Raw genomic sequence first — 15,516 nt, 5'->3', positions numbered from 1 at the left:
ACGATTTCCACGGGGTTAGCTTACGCCTCCAGGCAGGTTTCGACAAAGATCTTGAAGGCGCGGGCGCGATGGGAAAGCGCTTGGGAGTCGCCATGCTTCCAGCCATGCTTTTGTCCGGCGCTCATCTCGCCGAAGGTGGTGTCATACCCCTTGGGCTGGAAAATCGGATCGTAGCCGAAACCCTGGGTGCCGCGCGGCGGCCAGACGACGGTGCCCTCGACCTCGCCGCGGAAAAACTCGGTATGCCCGTCCGGCCAGGCGAGGCAAAGCACGCTGACGAAGCGCGCCGTGCGGCTCTCCGGTGAAGCGGCACCGGCCTTTTCCAACGCAGTCTCGACCTTCTGCATTGCCATTGCGAAGTCACGGGTGCCGTCAGGCTTTTCCGCCCAATTGGCCGTATAGACGCCAGGATCGCCACCCAGCGCATCGATGACCAGGCCAGAATCGTCCGATAGCGCCGGCAGGCCGGAGGCATGCGCGGAGGCCAGCGCCTTGATCGCGGCATTTTCCTCGAAGGTGGTGCCGGTTTCATCCGGTTCGATGAAATTGAGATCGGCGGCAGATTTGGCAGCAAAACCGAGCGGGCCGATCAGGTCTCGAATTTCCTGGATCTTGCCGGCATTGTGGCTGGCGACGACGATGGTCTTGGTATCGAGCTTGCGCATATCCTGTCCTGTCATAGGCCCCAGATCCGGGGTTCGGCGCATTCCAGGCTGTTGCCGGCCGGGTCGCGGAAATAGATCGAGCGGCCGCCACTCGGCCATTGAAAATCGGCTTCGATATCGACCCCGGCAGCCTTCAGCTTTTGCGCCATGGCTTCGATGTCGTTGCCGCTGACACGAAAGCAGACGTGACCGTGCCCTTTCGTGCCATGGGGCGGCACGGGTAGGGCACCCGGTTCGTGCGGCTTGACGGTTTCCGCGCTATTGAAGATCAACAGCACGCCCGGCCCGCAGCGATAAAAGACATGACGGTTGCCGCCGCGCGAAATCTTCTGCAGTCCGAGAACGCCGCCATAGAAGGCCTCGGCTGCATCGAGATCGTCCGCATAAAGAGCGGTTTCCAGAATGCCTTCCATCAACGGGCTCATCGGTTGACCGCCTCTTCGGTCAGGCAATCGCCTGCTTCTGCAGCTCCACCAGCTCGGCAATGCCGTTTTTGGCGAGATGCATCAGGGTTGTGAATTCTTCTTCGCTGAAGGGCGTGCCTTCGGCCGTGCCCTGGATCTCGACAATGCCGCCGGCGCCGGTCATGACGAAATTGGCATCGGTCTCGGCGGATGAATCCTCGAGATAGTCGAGGTCGATCACCGGCTGGCCGGCGAAGATGCCGCAGGAAACGGCGGCGATGTGATCCTTCAGGACACGGTCCGTCTTGATCATGTTGCGGCTTTCCATCCACTTCAGACAGTCGTAGAGCGCGATCCAGGCGCCGGTGATCGAGGCCGTGCGGGTGCCGCCATCGGCCTGGATGACGTCGCAGTCGAGCGTGATCTGGCGTTCGCCCAGTGCCTGCAGGTCGACGACGGCGCGCAGCGAGCGGCCGATGAGGCGCTGGATCTCCTGCGTGCGGCCGCCCTGCTTGCCGGCGGCGGCTTCGCGCTTCATGCGTTCACCGGTGGCGCGCGGCAACATGCCGTATTCGGCCGTGATCCAGCCCTTGCCGCTGTTGCGCAGCCATGGCGGCGTCTTTTCTTCCAGGCTTGCCGTGCAGAGCACATGCGTATCGCCGAATTTGACCAGGCAAGAGCCTTCCGCGTGCTTGGAAAAATTGCGCTCAAATGACACTTTGCGCATCTGGTCGGTTTTTCTGCCTGAAGGCCGCATTCTGCTCTCCTGAAAGTTTATTGACCGCTTCTACGATCCACCGGCGGCTTTTGCAAAGGAAAAGCAGGCTGAAGGGCCTTGTAGTGCTAGCGTTGATATTTTTCCCTTTTGCCATTGCTAACTGAATGATTATATTTTGACTAAGGCTCAACAGAACGGATTTGACAGCGAAATGGGGTTCACGACATCGTCGGTTTCGGATGCCATTGCAGCGCTGGACGAACGCTCGAAGGAAATCTTCCGCCGTATCGTTGAAGGCTATCTTGAAAATGGCGAACCGCTGGGATCGCGCAATCTCTCGCGCTTGCTGCCCATGTCTCTGTCGCCGGCCTCCGTGCGCAACGTCATGAGCGATCTGGAAGAGCTCGGTCTCATCTATTCGCCGCATATCAGCGCTGGCCGTCTGCCGACGCAGATCGGCCTGCGTTTTTTCGTCGACGCCTTCATGCAGGTCGGCGATCTCTCCGCAGAAGACCGCGCCACCATCGACCGTCAGGTGCGTGGCAGCAACCGAGACCAGCCGATGGAATCTGTGATGACCGAGGCAAGCCGCATGCTGTCGGGCATCTCGCGCGGCGCCGGATTGGTGATCACCTCGAAGAGCGATCCGGTGCTGAAGCACGTCGAATTCATCCGCCTGGAGCCGACCAAGGCGCTGGCCGTGCTCGTCGGCGATCACGATCAGGTGGAAAACCGCATCATCGAATTACCGGCCGGCGTTACCTCCTCGCAGCTCACGGAAGCCGCGAATTTCCTCAATGCCCACATGACCGGCCAGACACTGCCGGAGCTGCGCCGTCAGTTACAGACGTTGAAGGAGAGTGTGCGCCAGGAACTCGATATTCTGTCGCGCGAGCTCGTCGAACGCGGGATCGCCGTCTGGTCCGGCGACGGGGATGAGGGCAAGCCGACGCAGCTCATCGTGCGCGGCCGCGCCAATCTGTTGGCCGAAGTGGGCGGTGCTGAAGATCTGGATCGCCTGCGCCTGTTGTTCGACGATCTCGAAAAGAAGGACAGCCTGATCGAGATCCTGAACCTGGCCGAAAGCGGGCCGGGCGTGCGCATCTTCATCGGCTCGGAAAACAAGCTCTTTTCGCTCTCCGGCTCCTCGTTGATCGTCGCGCCCTATCGTGATGACGACGACCGCATCGTCGGCGCCGTCGGCGTCATCGGTCCGACACGGCTGAATTATGCCCGCATCGTGCCCATGGTGGACTATACCGCCCAACTGATTTCCAGGCTGTCGCGGCCAGGGATGTGACGAAAGCCTCCGCAGGGCGGGCCTTCATTGAACGCGCAGAGATCGTTTTAGTCGGGTAGCAGGGTTCCCGATCCGCCCATCTCCGCCGGCATGTCCTTTTGTTTCGGCAGGCCGTCTCTCAGATGCAGCACGGTGTTCTCGTAGTTGACATGAAGCATCGGCTGGAAGTCGAGGGTTGGGATAATGGCGGCGTAGACATCGGTCACGCCCCACAAGGGATGCTCGGTCAAGAGATGGCCACCGCAAATCTTGCACCATTTGCGCAGGCTCTTTTCGCTTCTCTGGTAGCTGCCGATGTGGTCAGCGCCCTTGGTGACATGCACGGCTTCCGGTGGCCAGAGCGAAAAGGCGTTGACTGGTTCTGCCGACCATTCCCGGCAGGAGTCGCAATGGCAATAACCCATCGCCACCGGTTCGCCACTGACCGCGATTTCCACCGCGCCGCAGAAACATTTGCCCGAATGGGACTGGCTGCTGGACATGGACGATCCCTCATGTCGTGTTGAAACGGCCCCGACTATACCCGGAAAGGGTCTTGGATAGTAGAAGCCCCAACGGGGGAGGCATTTTCACCCGATTGGTATTTGGGCAAATAGGGCTGGATTGCCGGGAAATGGCTGTTCTTCGCGACAAAGCCTTGATTTTTTCCGGCCAAACCTCGATATCGGGCTCATTCAAAAGACAAAGCAATTCGGAGACCGTCATGACCGACGAAACAACGAAAACCGGACCTGACGCCACGGCGACTGACAATCCCGCGGACTTTGCGCAAGAGGCTGCGGAAACCGCGGATGCGGGCCAGCCTTCGCAGCCGGATCCGGTCGAGCTGCTTAAGGCCGAAAATAGCGATCTGCGTGACCGCTATCTGCGCCTTGCCGCCGAAATGGACAACTTGCGCCGTCGCACCGAGCGTGACGTCAAGGATGCCAAGTCCTATTCCGTCGCCAGCTTCGCCCGCGACATGCTTGCCGTTGCGGATAATCTGCGCCGCACGCTGGAAGCCATTCCGGCCGACGCCCGCGCCGAAGCCGATGCCGGCCTGAAGACGCTGATCGAAGGCGTGGAAATGACCGAGCGCTCCATGCTCTCGGCCTTGGAGCGCCACGGCGTCCGCCAGATCGAGCCGGTCGGCCAGAAGTTCGATCCCAACTTCCATCAGGCGATGTTCGAAGTGCCGAACACCGAAGTACCGAACAATACGGTCGTGCAGGTGGTGCAAGCCGGCTTCGTCATCGGCGAGCGTGTTCTTCGCCCGGCCATGGTCGGCGTTGCCAAGGGCGGCCCGAAGGTTGCCGAGATTTCCGAACCGGGCGCCAACAGCCCGTTCGACGAAAAAGACGCCTGATCATTTTCAGGTAATAGCAAAAGAGAAGAGCCGGATGATGTGAGATCATCCGGCTCTTTTCTTTTGCCGTGGTCCGATGCGATCCAGTCCGTTAGGCCGCGTTAGACGCCTGCTCTTCATTGAGGAAAGCGTAGATCGCCGAGGCGGATTCGGTGGCGCGCAGCTTGGCGACGAGATCCTGATCGCGCAGCACGCGGGCAATGCGCGACAGCGCTTTCAGATGGTCGGCGCCGGCGCCCTCGGGGGCGAGCAGCAGGAAGACGAGGTCGACGGGCTGGTCGTCCAGTGCCTCAAAGTCGACAGGCGCTTCCAGGCGCGCGAAAATACCGATGATGGATTTGATGCTGTTGAGCTTGCCGTGCGGAATGGCGATGCCATTGCCGACGCCGGTGGAGCCCAGGCGCTCCCGCTGCAGCACGACGTCGAAAATCTCGCGCTCGGGCAGTCCGGTCAATTTGGAGGCTTTGGCTGCCAGCTCCTGAAGCAGTTGTTTTTTGGAATTTGCCCTCAAGGCGGGGATGATCGCATCTTGGTGCAGCAAATCTGCCAATGCCATTCTCTTTATCCTTCGTGTCGCCGAGATCCGATGACGGAGGAGCGGCGGCCGGCTGTTACAGCCTGGGGCCGTCGCTCATCTTCCTTTCTCAGCCCTTGATATTGGCTGCGTCGATCCAGCCAATGTTGCCGTCCTGCCGACGGTAAACGATATTCAGATGTTCCTTGCCGGGGCTGCGGAAAAGCAGCAGCGGCTCGTCGGTCATGTCGAGCGCCATCACGGCGGTCGCGACCGACATGGTCTTTAGCTGTTTCGTGCTTTCGGCGACGATCGCCGGCGCGAAATCGGCCGGGACCTCGTCTTCGTCGTCCGGAACACCGTCCATGACGGTATAGGCGACTTCGGCGAGGCCATTGGTGTGGTTGCCGGCCTGGTGATCCTTGAGTTTACGCTTGTAGCGGCGCAGGCGCTTTTCGATGCGCTCAGACGCCGCGTCAAACGCCAATTGCGGGTCCATTGCCTCTCCGGCGGCATGCAGGACAACGCCACTGTCGAGATGAAGTTTGCAATCGGCTGCGAAGCGGGAACTGGATTTCTGTACCGTCACTTGGCCCGAATACCCCCCGTCGAAGTATTTCGTCACAGCCATGCCGATCTGGTCTTCAATCCTTTGGCGGAAGGAGTCACCAATTTCCATATGTTTCCCGGAGACACGCACACTCATGGAGTTTCCCTTCTTGTAGCGGTTATTGGGCGCGCCAGTTTACGCCAAGCCTCAAGCTCATCCAAGCACTTCACGCGGTCAAAGACAAATTGCGTTTGTCAGGCGCCCTGGGGATGGTGGGGATAAGTTCATGGCAGTGATGTCCTGCACCGATTGCGGCGGGCTTCTAGCCCCGCCACATCGGAAAGTCAACTAAATCTTAAGGAACTGTTAGGGGATTCGCAGTCTGCGGTTGAAGCCGAGAAAATTGCTAAAAGCCGGCCACTTTTGCCAGCGCGCGCTTCTCCCGCCTGCGCTGTACGGAAGAGGGAATGTTCATCGCTTCGCGGTATTTTGCAACCGTGCGGCGAGCAAGCTCGATGCCGCCCTTCTTTAGGGTATCGACGATGTCGTCGTCTGACAGCACGGCCTCCGGGCTCTCCTGGGAGATCAGAAGACGAATCTTGTGGCGCACGGCCTCGGCCGAATGGCTGTCGCCGCCTTCGACGGCGCTGATCGAGACGGTGAAGAAATATTTGAGCTCGAACAGACCGCGCGGCGTCAGCATGTATTTGTTCGAGGTCACGCGGCTGACCGTCGACTCATGCATTTTGATCGCGTCCGCCACGGTCTTCAGATTGAGCGGCCGCAGATGGTCGACGCCGTGCACGAGGAAGGCATCCTGCTGTCGGACGATCTCGCTCGCCACCTTCATGATCGTCTTGGCGCGCTGATCGAGGCTGCGCGTCAGCCAATTGGCATTCTGCAGGCATTCCGACAGGAAGGCGTGATCCTGGCTCGTCTTGGAGACGGAAGCGAAATAGGACTGGCTGACCAGGACGCGCGGCAGCGTATCCGGATTGAGCTCCACCAGCCAGCCTCCGTCGGAGGACGGCCGCACCACGATATCGGGCATGATCGCCTCGGATATGCCGGTCTCGAAGCCGCTGCCCGGTTTCGGGTTCAACTGACGGATCTCGGCCATCATGTCGAGCAGATCTTCCTCGTCGACGCCGCAGAGCCGCTTCAACGTCGCGAAATCGCGCCGGGCGAGAAGTTCAAGGTTCTGGATCAGCCGTTCCATGGCCGGATCGAAACGATCCTTTTGGCGAAGCTGGATTGCCAAACATTCGCTGAGAGAACGAGCAAACACGCCGGGAGGGTCGAGCAATTGCAATGCGCCAAGCACGCGCTCGATATCCGCAACGCTGGCGCCGAGGCGCTCCGCAGTTTCGTTCAAATCGGCCTGCAGATAGCCGGCATCGTCGAGCTGGTCGACGAGATGCTGGGCAATCAGCCGGTCGGCCATGCTGGGCAGGGAAAAGGGAATCTGTTCGTTCAAGTGGTCGCGCAGCGAAATCTGGCCGGCAACGAAATCATCGAGATCGTAGCTTTCGCCGGCTTCGCCGCCAGGCATGGATTTCCACTGGCTGAGCAGTTCCGGCGCATCCGCGCGCTGCGGGCCGCCATCGTCGGGAAAAACATTGCTGAAATTGGTGTCGAGTTCGTCGTTCAGCCGGTCGGCATGGCCGGTATTTTCGCTCTCGTACCAGTCGCTGGCGAGATCGCCGCTGTTGCGGTCATCATCACCATGGCTGTCATCCGCGGCATCGAACCTTTCGTCCTTCGCCTCGCGGTCGCCGTTGCTGCCTATATCCTCGTCATTTGACGTAAATTCGAGCAGCGGATTTTTTTCGACTTCCTGCGCGATGAATTGGGTGAGCTCAAAATGCGTCATCTGCAGCAACTGGATGGATTGCATCAGTTGCGGTGTCATCACCAGGCTTTGGCTTTGGCGCAGGAAAAGATTGGCCGATAATGCCATGGCGGACGCGAAACTCCCCTTCCTCTCTTTGGGAATTCGCGTTCTTCGCTATGAAAAATCCGCAAAATTCCAACTGGCCCAAAAATTGCTTTTTTATTGGGTTTGGTCAAGCGGAACTGTGTCAGGATGGTGAATTTCGGGAGCGCTACGCCCTCTGGTAAGGGAGGGCGCGCGCCGGTTCAACCGCAGCTTTTTAAAGGCTGAAATTGTCACCCAGATAGAGCTTACGCACTTCCGGATTGCTGACGATGTCGTTGGCCCTGCCATGGGTCAGCACTTCGCCGGCATGGATGATGTAGGCGCGGTCGATCAGGCCGAGCGTCTCGCGGACATTGTGGTCGGTGATCAAAACGCCGATGCCGCGCGCCGTCAGGTGATGCACGAGATTCTGGATGTCGGCGACCGAGATCGGATCGACGCCCGCAAAGGGCTCGTCGAGCAGCATGAAGGTCGGGTCGGTCGCCAATGCGCGGGCAATTTCCAGACGCCGCCGCTCACCACCGGAGAGGGCGATCGCCGGCACCGTGCGGAGATTGCGGATATGGAATTCTTCCAGCAACTCGTCGAGCTTCCGCTCGCGCTTCTTCTTGTCCTTTTCATGGACTTCAAGAACGGCGCGGATGTTCTCTTCCACCGTAAGGCCGCGAAAGATCGAGGCTTCCTGCGGCAGATAGCCGACGCCCAGGCGAGCGCGGCGATACATCGGCATCGAGGTGACATTGTTGCCGTCGATCTCGATCGTGCCTTCATCGACCGGCACCAGCCCGGTGATCATGTAGAAGCATGTCGTCTTGCCGGCACCGTTCGGTCCGAGCAGGCCGACGGCCTCGCCGCGCCGCACGACGAGCGAGACGCCATTGACGACGCGCCGCGTGCGGTAGGTTTTGGTGAGGCCGCGCGCGATCAGGGTTCCCTGATAACGCGCTTTGTCCGCGGTGCCGGATGCCGCAGTGCTCGATCCGGACGCGCCGGGCAAGGTGGGTGTAGTCGATATCGTCACGAGAAGACCGGGATCAGTTCTTTTTCTGCTGTTGCTGCTGCACTTGCTGCGATTTTGGGTCGAGCTGAATCTGGACGCGACCCCCGCAGGCATCCAGTTGCGCTTCACCTGTCGCCATATGTACGGTGAGCTGACAGCCGGTGAATACGTTCGGCCCGTCGGTCAGCACGACCTTCTGGCCCTTGAGAACGGCAAGCTGGTTGGCCATGTCGAAGGAACCGTCATCCGCCGTCGCTGTCTGCGTGCCGGAAACGAGGTAGACCTTGTCGGTGACCAGAATGTGGTCGATATCGGCATCGCCCGAGACCAGCGACTGGTTTTGCTGCTTGGCGGCGTTTGCGACCGGATTTTCGGTTGCCGGCTTGGCATTGGCGTCGGCAGGCTGCTTCTTCTTATAGAAGACCGTCATCTTGCCGGCCTGCATCGTCGTGGTGCCCTGGACGACCTTGACGTTGCCGGTGAAGACCGCCTGGCTTTCCGCATCATGGATCTCCAGCTTGTCGCTTTCGATCTGGATCGGCTGATCCTTGGAAAGCTTCAGGCCAGGCATGCTGCTCGTCGTTGCCTGGGCGCCCGCTTCCGTCGCCGCAAAAATTGCAACTGCGCTAAAGGCGCAGAGAATGGCTGCCTTACGCAGGCCAGAGTTGAAAAGAGAATGTCGCCAATCGTTTGTCATGAACCGCCCGGCTGTTGCTCGCTAGCTGAATTATGGAGTCCGGCTGGTTCGATATGCATCTGAACCTGCCCGTCGAATTCGATTACGCTCCCCTTATCCGTCATCTTGAGCGACTGTGCAACAACCGACATGCCTCCTCTGTAGATTGCAACCTGATCCTGGCTGGAGAGGTCACCCTTCTTCACGTCGAGGAAGGCCGTTCTGAATTCTGCGCGCAAACCGTTGTCCATCAGAATGGTAAAGGGGGCGGTGAGCTTCAGTGTGTCGGCCTGGCGGTCGAAATCCGCGCTCTGAGCCGTCACATGGGCGATCACCTGGTTGTTGACCGGCATAGATGCCTTGATGGTCTTGAGCGTGATCATATTGGGATTCTTGATGTCCTGCAGCGCCTTTTCGGCGAGCATGGAATAATTGATGCCGTCCTTGTTGCGGCCGGCGATGGCGGGACGCTCCATCACAACCTTGCCATCCTCGATCCTTGCGCCTTCGATCTGAATGTTTTCGGGCAGATATGCGCGCACGACCGAAACCGCGATGAAGATCAGCGAGACGATCAACGCGGCCAGGGGAAGCAGGATCTTCAGTCTTCTCACGCGCGAGGAATGAAAGATCGCGTCTTTATACGCGTTTCTTTCTGGCGCGGAGCCGATCGCCTGGCCGGAGGTCTCGATAGTATTGAGCATGCAACAGGTCCGTCTTCTCTGATCCGGAAAAACACGTTCGAGTCATGCACAGACTGTGCCAACAAGCCTGCCAGATCGTTTCGCATTATTGCATTGGCTTGCCAATATGGATTTTTTTCTGCCACAAGCAATTTTAGCAAAAAAATATAATGCGCGGCGGTTTCGCCCGATCGGTCATCGCCCTATCTGACGAAACGTCGCATGGAAAGCCTGGACACAATCTCGAAAATTGAAGTGGATTTTCGCGAAGGATTATGCCCGTTTCAAGGTGTTGTATATCCGGTCCGTTTTGTATCCAATTTATGACAAAGGGAGAGATAAGGCGTCATGGACAGTTCTGCAATCGCAGATCGGCGACAATTGCGCCGCAAGCTTGGCTTCTGGCGCATCATCGCCGTTCTTCTCCTGGTGGCGCTGGGCTTTGCACTTTATCGTTTTGCCGCAGGCGATTTGCCCTCCATACGCGGACCGCAGATCGCCCGCGTCACCATTTCCGGGCTCATCGTGGATGACACCGAGCTTCTGGACCGGCTGAAGAAGATCAAGGACAATGATCAGGTCAAGGCGCTGATCGTCTCGATTTCATCGACGGGCGGCACGACCTATGGCGGCGAGCGCATCTTCAAAGCCATTCGCGCCGTTGCTGCAAAGAAGCCCGTGGTCTCCGATATCCGCACCGTTGCGGCGTCTGCCGGCTATATGATCGCCACGGCGGGTGACGACATTGTTGCCGGCGACACGTCGATCACCGGCTCGATCGGCGTCATCTTTCAGTATCCGCAGGCGAAAGAGCTGCTCGACAAGCTCGGCCTGTCGCTGGACGAGATCAAGTCGGCGCCGCTGAAGGCCGAGCCGTCGCCTTTCCATCCGGCGAGCGAAGAGGCCAAGGCGATGATCCGCAACATGGTCATGGACAGCTATGCCTGGTTCGTCGATCTCGTTGCCGACCGCCGCAAATTGCCGCGCGACGAGGTGCTGAAGCTCGCGGACGGCAGCATCTTCACCGGCCGGCAGGCATTGCAGAACAAGCTGGTCGACACCCTCGGCGGCGAGGACGAAATCCGCGCCTATCTCGACACGCGCAAGGTCAAAAAGGACCTGCCGATCGTCGATTGGAAAGCTGAAGACAAAACCTCATCCTTCTTTTGGCCGAGTGCCGCTTCCTGGTTGCTAAATCGTCTCGGTTATGATGATTTTATGAAGGGAGAGGATCTCCAGAAAATTATGACAGAGAAGTTGTTTCTTGACGGCCTGCTTTCTGTTTGGCAGGGTGCAGCCAATTGATAAATCAATGATTTAAGGGGGCAACCGTGATTAAGTCGGAATTGGTGCAGATTGTGGCGGCACGTAACCCGCATCTCTACCACCGCGATGTCGAAAATATCGTCAACGCAGTCCTCGACGAGATCACCGATGCGCTCGCTGCGGGAAATCGCGTGGAGCTACGCGGTTTCGGCGCATTTTCCGTCAAGAACCGCCCCTCGCGCTCCGGTCGCAACCCGCGAACGGGTGATACGGTGTTCGTCGAGGAAAAATGGGTTCCCTTCTTCAAGACGGGTAAAGAGCTGCGCGAGCGCCTGAATCCCGGCGCCGGCGACGAAGAAGACGACAATTAATCGTCGTTTTTAGCTGATACTCTTCGCGAATGTCCCCGTAGACATGAATGTGCCGCGACCGGGTGGCACTTGAACTCGGCCCGGTCTTTCTTATTCTCTGCGGCTATAGGCGATAGGAGTGCATTGCACGGATGCGCCTGGACAAAGGAGCATTCGCAATGACCAAGAAGATCATCAATCTGCTGATATTGCTGCCGCTCGGCATTATCCTCATCATCTTCTGCGTTGCGAACCGCCAGTCCGTCACGCTGGCGCTCAATCCGTTCAGGCCCGAGGACCAAGTGTTGTCGCTGAGCGCGCCGCTGTTCGTGCTGCTGTTTGTCGCGCTGATCATCGGCATGTTGGTTGGCGCTGCGGTGACCTGGTTCAATCAGGGCAAACACCGCAAGCTAGCCCGCAGCCAATCGCGCGAGGCCGTGCGCTGGCAGGCGGAAGCCGACAAGCACCGCAATCGCGCCGAACAGATCGCCGGCCAGCTTCCGTCCAAATAACGATCTAGTTCCCGCTGAGCTGCATGTCCTTATAATCGCCCTCCGGCGATGAACCGTCGCCGATGATCGCGAAACCAAGGCTGCGGTAAAAGGCGATGGCGCGCGTATTCTTCACCAGGCATTTCAGCCGGTAGCGTCGGTTGGGCCATTCCGGCAGGGCGGCAAGCAGCGCCTTGCCGGCGCCACGGCCCTGGAATTCGGGCAGGATGTAGAGCATATGGATGAAATCATCCGGCTCCCATAGCGTCATAAAGCCGGCGATGGTTCCGTTTCGATCCTCGCAGACGAAGACGCGTTCGCCGGGTGTCTGACCGACGAAATCCTCACTGTGGAATTTGCCGGGATCCACCCAGAGAAACGTCGTGCGACGCACACGCAGATAGATGTCGGCGAGAATGTCCGTATCCCGTGCTTGTGCCGGCCGGATGGTCCAAAGATCTGATGTCGACGTCATGAGCAGTCTATGGTGGGTCTGATGACGATCGCGATCAAGCGCTGGCTTGGCCATTGAGGGCGGCGGAAAAATCGGCGAAAAACTGCTGCGCCAGTTTCCTGGCGCTAGAATCGACCAATCGCGAGCCGAGCTGGGCGATCTTGCCGCCGACCTGGGCCTTGGCCTCGTAATGCAGGATCGTCGCGCTGCCTTCCTCTTTCAGTGTGACATCGGCCCCGCCCTTGGCAAAGCCGGCAATGCCGCCCTTGCCTTCGCCGGAGATTGTATAGCTTTCCGGCGCATTGATGTTGGAGAGCGTCACTTCACCGTTGAAGGAAGCCGAGACCGGGCCGATCTTCAATTTCACCGTTGCCGTCAGTTCGGTCGGCGAAATCTTCTCTAGGCTTTGACAACCGGGAATGCACTGCTTGAGAATATCGGGATCGTTCAATGCGGCCCACACGACGTCCCTAGGGGCGGCAATCCGTTCTTCACCGGTCATATCCATGCGCAACCCTCCCGATCTGGCATTTCATCCAGGGATAATCGCAGATCGGAAAGCGCTTTGCCAAGTGGCGGCCAGATGCTATTTGCACGCACATATCAATTTTGAGACAAGCATGGTGAAACAGAAGGAACGCCGGCCCGGTTCGAAAGCCGCGGGCGGCCCCGGCGCAAAGCCCCAAAGGGATGCCAGGCGTGACGCGCCCTTTAAGACCGGCAAGCCGCCGGCAAAGCCCGCACGCGATACCGGCCCGAAGTCTGCACCGGCCGCGCGAGACCGCGGTGAGCGGATTTCGGAGCCGCGCGGCGAGGCGCCTGTCGCGGTCACATCCGAACGCCCGTTGATCGTGCGAACCGGCGAACGTCCCATGGAGCGCGTGCCCGTCATCCTCGAATCGCTGGGCGCAGGCGATTTCCACCTGATCGACAGCGGTAACGGGCTGAAGCTCGAGCAATACGGTTCCTATCGCGTCGTCCGGCCGGAGGCGCAGGCGCTATGGCAGCCATCGCTCGCCGCACATGTCTGGGACAATGCCGATGCGATCTTCACCGGAGATACCGATGAGGATGGCATGGGTCGCTGGCGGTTTCCGCGCGAAGCGCTCGGCGAGACCTGGCCCTTACAATTGCTCGGCGTTGATTTTCTTGGCCGCTTTACCGCTTTTCGCCATGTCGGCGTCTTCCCGGAGCAGATCGTGCACTGGGCCTGGATGAAGGAGCAGGTCGAAGCCGCAAAGCGGCCGCTGAAGGTGTTGAACCTCTTCGGTTATACCGGCGTTGCCTCCCTGGTCGCTGCTGCTGCCGGCGCCGAAGTCACCCATGTCGACGCCTCGAAGAAGGCGATCGGCTGGGCGCGGGAAAACCAGGCGCTCGGCCGCATGGAAAAGCTACCGATCCGCTGGATCTGCGAAGACGCCATGAAATTCATCCTGCGCGAGGAACGGCGCGGCAATAAATACGACATCATCCTGACCGACCCGCCGAAATTCGGCCGCGGCCCGAACGGCGAGGTCTGGCATCTCTTCGAACACTTGCCGTCGATGCTCGATATCTGCCGCGAGATCCTGTCGCCCAAGGCGCTTGGTCTGGTGCTGACGGCCTATTCCATCCGCGCCAGCTTCTATTCGATCCATGAGCTGATGCGTGAAACCATGCGCGGCGCCGGTGGCGTCGTCGAATCCGGCGAACTGGTGATCCGCGAGGCCGGCCTCGACGGCAAGACGCCGGGCCGGGCACTCTCCACATCTCTCTTCAGCCGCTGGGTGCCGAAATGAACCACGATTTCCGCAATGACGGCCCTCGCAAGGTCGGACATGTCAAGGAGGTCACCTCCCTTGCCAATCCGATCATTAAGGACATCAAGGCGCTGACCAACAAGAAGTCGCGCGAGGAGAGCGGCGCTTTCCTGGCGGAAGGCTTGAAGCTGGTCATCGATGCCCTGGAGCTCGGCTGGACCATTCGCACGCTGGTCTACGCCAAGGCCGCCAAGGGCAAGCCGTTGGTCGAGCAGGTGGCCGCCAAGACCGTCGCCGCCGGCGGGCTGGTGCTCGAAGTCAGCGAAAAGGTCATCGCCTCCATCACCCGCCGTGACAATCCGCAGATGGTGGTTGGCATATTCGATCAGCGCTGGCGGCAGCTCCGCGAGGTCAAGCCGAAGGCCGGCGACACCTGGGTGGCGCTCGACCGCGTGCGTGACCCCGGCAATCTCGGCACCATCATCCGTACCGCCGATGCGGCTGGTGCCGCAGGCGTCATTCTCGTCGGCGAGACGACGGACCCGTTTTCGCTGGAAACCGTAAGGGCAACCATGGGCTCGGTCTTCGCCGTTCCCGTCGTCAAGGCGACGCCGGAGGAGTTTCTGGCCTGGAAGAAGACGGCCGGCGTTTCTGTTGTCGCCACCCATCTGGCCGGCGCCGTCGACTACCGCACGATCGATTACAAGAAAAAGCCCGTCGTCCTGCTGATGGGTAACGAGCAGTCCGGCTTGCCGGACGCCTTGGCGAAGGAGGCCGATGCGCTTGCCCGCATCCCGCAGGCCGGCCGCGCCGACAGCCTCAACCTTGCGGTGGCGACGGCGGTGATGCTGTTCGAAGCCCGCCGTCATCTTCTGACCCTCAGCGAGACGCGATGACCGACAGCGAGATAAACGAACAGGCGCCCGTAAAACCCGCGCTGTTTTCACGGCCTTTGCCGATCCTGATTTTCATTGTGGCTGCTGTCATCCTCGACCAGGTGGTCAAGATCATGGTCGACAACTGGCTGCCTTTGCAGGAGATGGTGCCGGTCATTCCGATGCTGGCGCTTTACCGCACCTATAATCTCGGTGTCGCCTTCTCGATGCTGTCGGGCATGGACGGCTGGTTCATCGTCGGCATGCGGCTCGTCATCGTCGTTTTCGTGCTCTGGCTCTGGCGGCGGACACCCAATCATCGTTGGCTTGCCCATCTCGGCTTCGCGTTGATTATCGCCGGCGCGCTCGGCAACCTGATCGACCGGTTCCTTTACGGCCATGTGATCGACTACATTCTCTTCCATACCGAAACATGGTCGTTCGCCGTCTTCAATCTCGCCGACAGTTTCATCACCGTCGGGGCGGGCTGCGTCATTCTGGACGAGCTGCTTCTGCCGAAAAAGGCGAAAGCGTAAAATTCTAACAA

The 15,516-nt window shown here is 59.5% G+C and carries 20 protein-coding genes; 8 read left to right on the top strand and 12 right to left on the bottom strand.

Going from position 1 to position 15,516, the window contains the following annotated elements; all coding sequences use genetic code 11:
- Nucleotides 1-20: 20 nt before the first annotated feature.
- The 3 genes from rdgB to rph are packed head-to-tail and all read right to left on the bottom strand — an operon-like array spanning nucleotide 21 to nucleotide 1,826.
- Nucleotides 21-665, bottom strand: a complete 645-nt coding sequence (rdgB, locus tag GGD50_RS18640; protein ID WP_107107035.1) for an RdgB/HAM1 family non-canonical purine NTP pyrophosphatase — start codon at nucleotides 663-665, stop codon at nucleotides 21-23.
- Between the two features lie 11 nt (nucleotides 666-676).
- Complete coding sequence (locus GGD50_RS18635; protein ID WP_107106794.1) at nucleotides 677-1,090, bottom strand: VOC family protein; 414 nt, start codon at nucleotides 1,088-1,090, stop codon at nucleotides 677-679.
- Nucleotides 1,091-1,109: 19 nt separating this feature from the next.
- Nucleotides 1,110-1,826, bottom strand: coding sequence for a ribonuclease PH (gene rph, locus GGD50_RS18630; protein ID WP_107106795.1), 717 nt, complete (start codon nucleotides 1,824-1,826; stop codon nucleotides 1,110-1,112).
- 172 nt (nucleotides 1,827-1,998) lie between these two features.
- On the opposite strand from rph, the gene hrcA reads away from it, so the two are divergent.
- The gene (hrcA, locus tag GGD50_RS18625; protein ID WP_107106796.1) at nucleotides 1,999-3,087 is read left to right on the top strand and encodes a heat-inducible transcriptional repressor HrcA; all 1,089 of its coding nucleotides are present in this window, start codon (nucleotides 1,999-2,001) and stop codon (nucleotides 3,085-3,087) included.
- A gap of 47 nt (nucleotides 3,088-3,134) precedes the next feature.
- Here hrcA and GGD50_RS18620 read toward each other — a convergent pair whose 3' ends face one another.
- The gene (locus GGD50_RS18620; RefSeq protein ID WP_107106797.1) at nucleotides 3,135-3,569 is read right to left on the bottom strand and encodes a GFA family protein; all 435 of its coding nucleotides are present in this window, start codon (nucleotides 3,567-3,569) and stop codon (nucleotides 3,135-3,137) included.
- 221 nt (nucleotides 3,570-3,790) lie between these two features.
- Between GGD50_RS18620 and grpE the strand changes: the two genes are divergently transcribed.
- Nucleotides 3,791-4,432 (top strand): nucleotide exchange factor GrpE, encoded by a 642-nt coding sequence (gene grpE, locus GGD50_RS18615; protein WP_107107036.1) that lies wholly within the window; start codon nucleotides 3,791-3,793, stop codon nucleotides 4,430-4,432.
- 91 nt (nucleotides 4,433-4,523) lie between these two features.
- Here the strand turns inward: grpE and ptsN are convergent, their stop codons facing one another.
- The 6 genes from ptsN to lptC form a co-directional block, all read right to left on the bottom strand.
- Nucleotides 4,524-4,988, bottom strand: a complete 465-nt coding sequence (ptsN, locus tag GGD50_RS18610) for a PTS IIA-like nitrogen regulatory protein PtsN (protein ID WP_107106798.1) — start codon at nucleotides 4,986-4,988, stop codon at nucleotides 4,524-4,526.
- An 88-nt stretch (nucleotides 4,989-5,076) separates the two neighbouring features.
- On the bottom strand, nucleotides 5,077-5,652 hold the full coding sequence (gene hpf / locus GGD50_RS18605) for a ribosome hibernation-promoting factor, HPF/YfiA family (RefSeq protein WP_028751007.1): 576 nt from the start codon (nucleotides 5,650-5,652) through the stop codon (nucleotides 5,077-5,079).
- Between the two features lie 250 nt (nucleotides 5,653-5,902).
- A complete protein-coding gene (rpoN, locus tag GGD50_RS18600) occupies nucleotides 5,903-7,408 on the bottom strand; it encodes an RNA polymerase factor sigma-54 (protein ID WP_425503985.1) in 1,506 nt (501 codons plus the stop codon).
- Between the two features lie 241 nt (nucleotides 7,409-7,649).
- Complete coding sequence (gene lptB / locus GGD50_RS18595) at nucleotides 7,650-8,432, bottom strand: LPS export ABC transporter ATP-binding protein (RefSeq protein WP_181316000.1); 783 nt, start codon at nucleotides 8,430-8,432, stop codon at nucleotides 7,650-7,652.
- 37 nt (nucleotides 8,433-8,469) lie between these two features.
- Nucleotides 8,470-9,132 (bottom strand): LptA/OstA family protein, encoded by a 663-nt coding sequence (locus tag GGD50_RS18590; RefSeq protein WP_107106801.1) that lies wholly within the window; start codon nucleotides 9,130-9,132, stop codon nucleotides 8,470-8,472.
- Nucleotides 9,129-9,815 carry an LPS export ABC transporter periplasmic protein LptC gene (lptC, locus tag GGD50_RS18585; protein ID WP_107106802.1) on the bottom strand — a complete coding sequence of 229 codons (687 nt, stop codon included), beginning with the start codon at nucleotides 9,813-9,815 and terminating at the stop codon, nucleotides 9,129-9,131. Before lptC ends, GGD50_RS18590 begins: the two co-directional genes overlap by 4 nt.
- A 327-nt stretch (nucleotides 9,816-10,142) precedes the next feature.
- On the opposite strand from lptC, the gene sppA reads away from it, so the two are divergent.
- From sppA to GGD50_RS18570, 3 genes are all read left to right on the top strand, one after another.
- Entirely contained in the window at nucleotides 10,143-11,099 is a 957-nt protein-coding gene (gene sppA, locus GGD50_RS18580) for a signal peptide peptidase SppA (protein ID WP_107106803.1), read from the top strand.
- Nucleotides 11,100-11,125: 26 nt separating this feature from the next.
- Nucleotides 11,126-11,431: an integration host factor subunit beta gene (locus GGD50_RS18575; protein ID WP_004120746.1), complete on the top strand. Its 306-nt coding sequence runs from the start codon at nucleotides 11,126-11,128 to the stop codon at nucleotides 11,429-11,431.
- A 158-nt stretch (nucleotides 11,432-11,589) separates the two neighbouring features.
- On the top strand, nucleotides 11,590-11,922 hold the full coding sequence (locus GGD50_RS18570) for a LapA family protein (RefSeq protein ID WP_107107037.1): 333 nt from the start codon (nucleotides 11,590-11,592) through the stop codon (nucleotides 11,920-11,922).
- A gap of 4 nt (nucleotides 11,923-11,926) precedes the next feature.
- On the opposite strand, the gene GGD50_RS18565 is transcribed toward GGD50_RS18570, so the two are convergent.
- Together GGD50_RS18565 and GGD50_RS18560 are read right to left on the bottom strand one after the other, a co-directional pair.
- On the bottom strand, nucleotides 11,927-12,376 hold the full coding sequence (locus GGD50_RS18565) for a GNAT family N-acetyltransferase (RefSeq protein WP_107107038.1): 450 nt from the start codon (nucleotides 12,374-12,376) through the stop codon (nucleotides 11,927-11,929).
- A gap of 34 nt (nucleotides 12,377-12,410) precedes the next feature.
- Nucleotides 12,411-12,863, bottom strand: coding sequence for an SRPBCC family protein (locus GGD50_RS18560; RefSeq protein ID WP_107106804.1), 453 nt, complete (start codon nucleotides 12,861-12,863; stop codon nucleotides 12,411-12,413).
- 115 nt (nucleotides 12,864-12,978) lie between these two features.
- Between GGD50_RS18560 and GGD50_RS18555 the strand changes: the two genes are divergently transcribed.
- Genes GGD50_RS18555 through lspA form a run of 3 tightly spaced genes read left to right on the top strand, consistent with a single transcriptional unit; the run spans nucleotide 12,979 to nucleotide 15,505 of the window.
- Nucleotides 12,979-14,133: a class I SAM-dependent methyltransferase gene (locus GGD50_RS18555; RefSeq protein ID WP_181316001.1), complete on the top strand. Its 1,155-nt coding sequence runs from the start codon at nucleotides 12,979-12,981 to the stop codon at nucleotides 14,131-14,133.
- Nucleotides 14,130-14,990 carry a TrmH family RNA methyltransferase gene (locus tag GGD50_RS18550; protein ID WP_107106806.1) on the top strand — a complete coding sequence of 287 codons (861 nt, stop codon included), beginning with the start codon at nucleotides 14,130-14,132 and terminating at the stop codon, nucleotides 14,988-14,990. The genes GGD50_RS18555 and GGD50_RS18550 overlap by 4 nt, the downstream gene beginning before the upstream one ends.
- A complete protein-coding gene (gene lspA, locus GGD50_RS18545) occupies nucleotides 14,987-15,505 on the top strand; it encodes a signal peptidase II (RefSeq protein WP_107106807.1) in 519 nt (172 codons plus the stop codon). The genes GGD50_RS18550 and lspA overlap by 4 nt, the downstream gene beginning before the upstream one ends.
- The last annotated feature ends 11 nt before the right edge of the window (nucleotides 15,506-15,516 follow it).

Source organism: Martinezella paranaensis (assembly GCF_014200235.1).
Taxonomy (GTDB): domain Bacteria; phylum Pseudomonadota; class Alphaproteobacteria; order Rhizobiales; family Rhizobiaceae; genus Rhizobium; species Rhizobium paranaense.
Note: the sequence above shows the minus strand (reverse complement) of the source record. Positions and strands in the feature narration are given on the sequence as shown.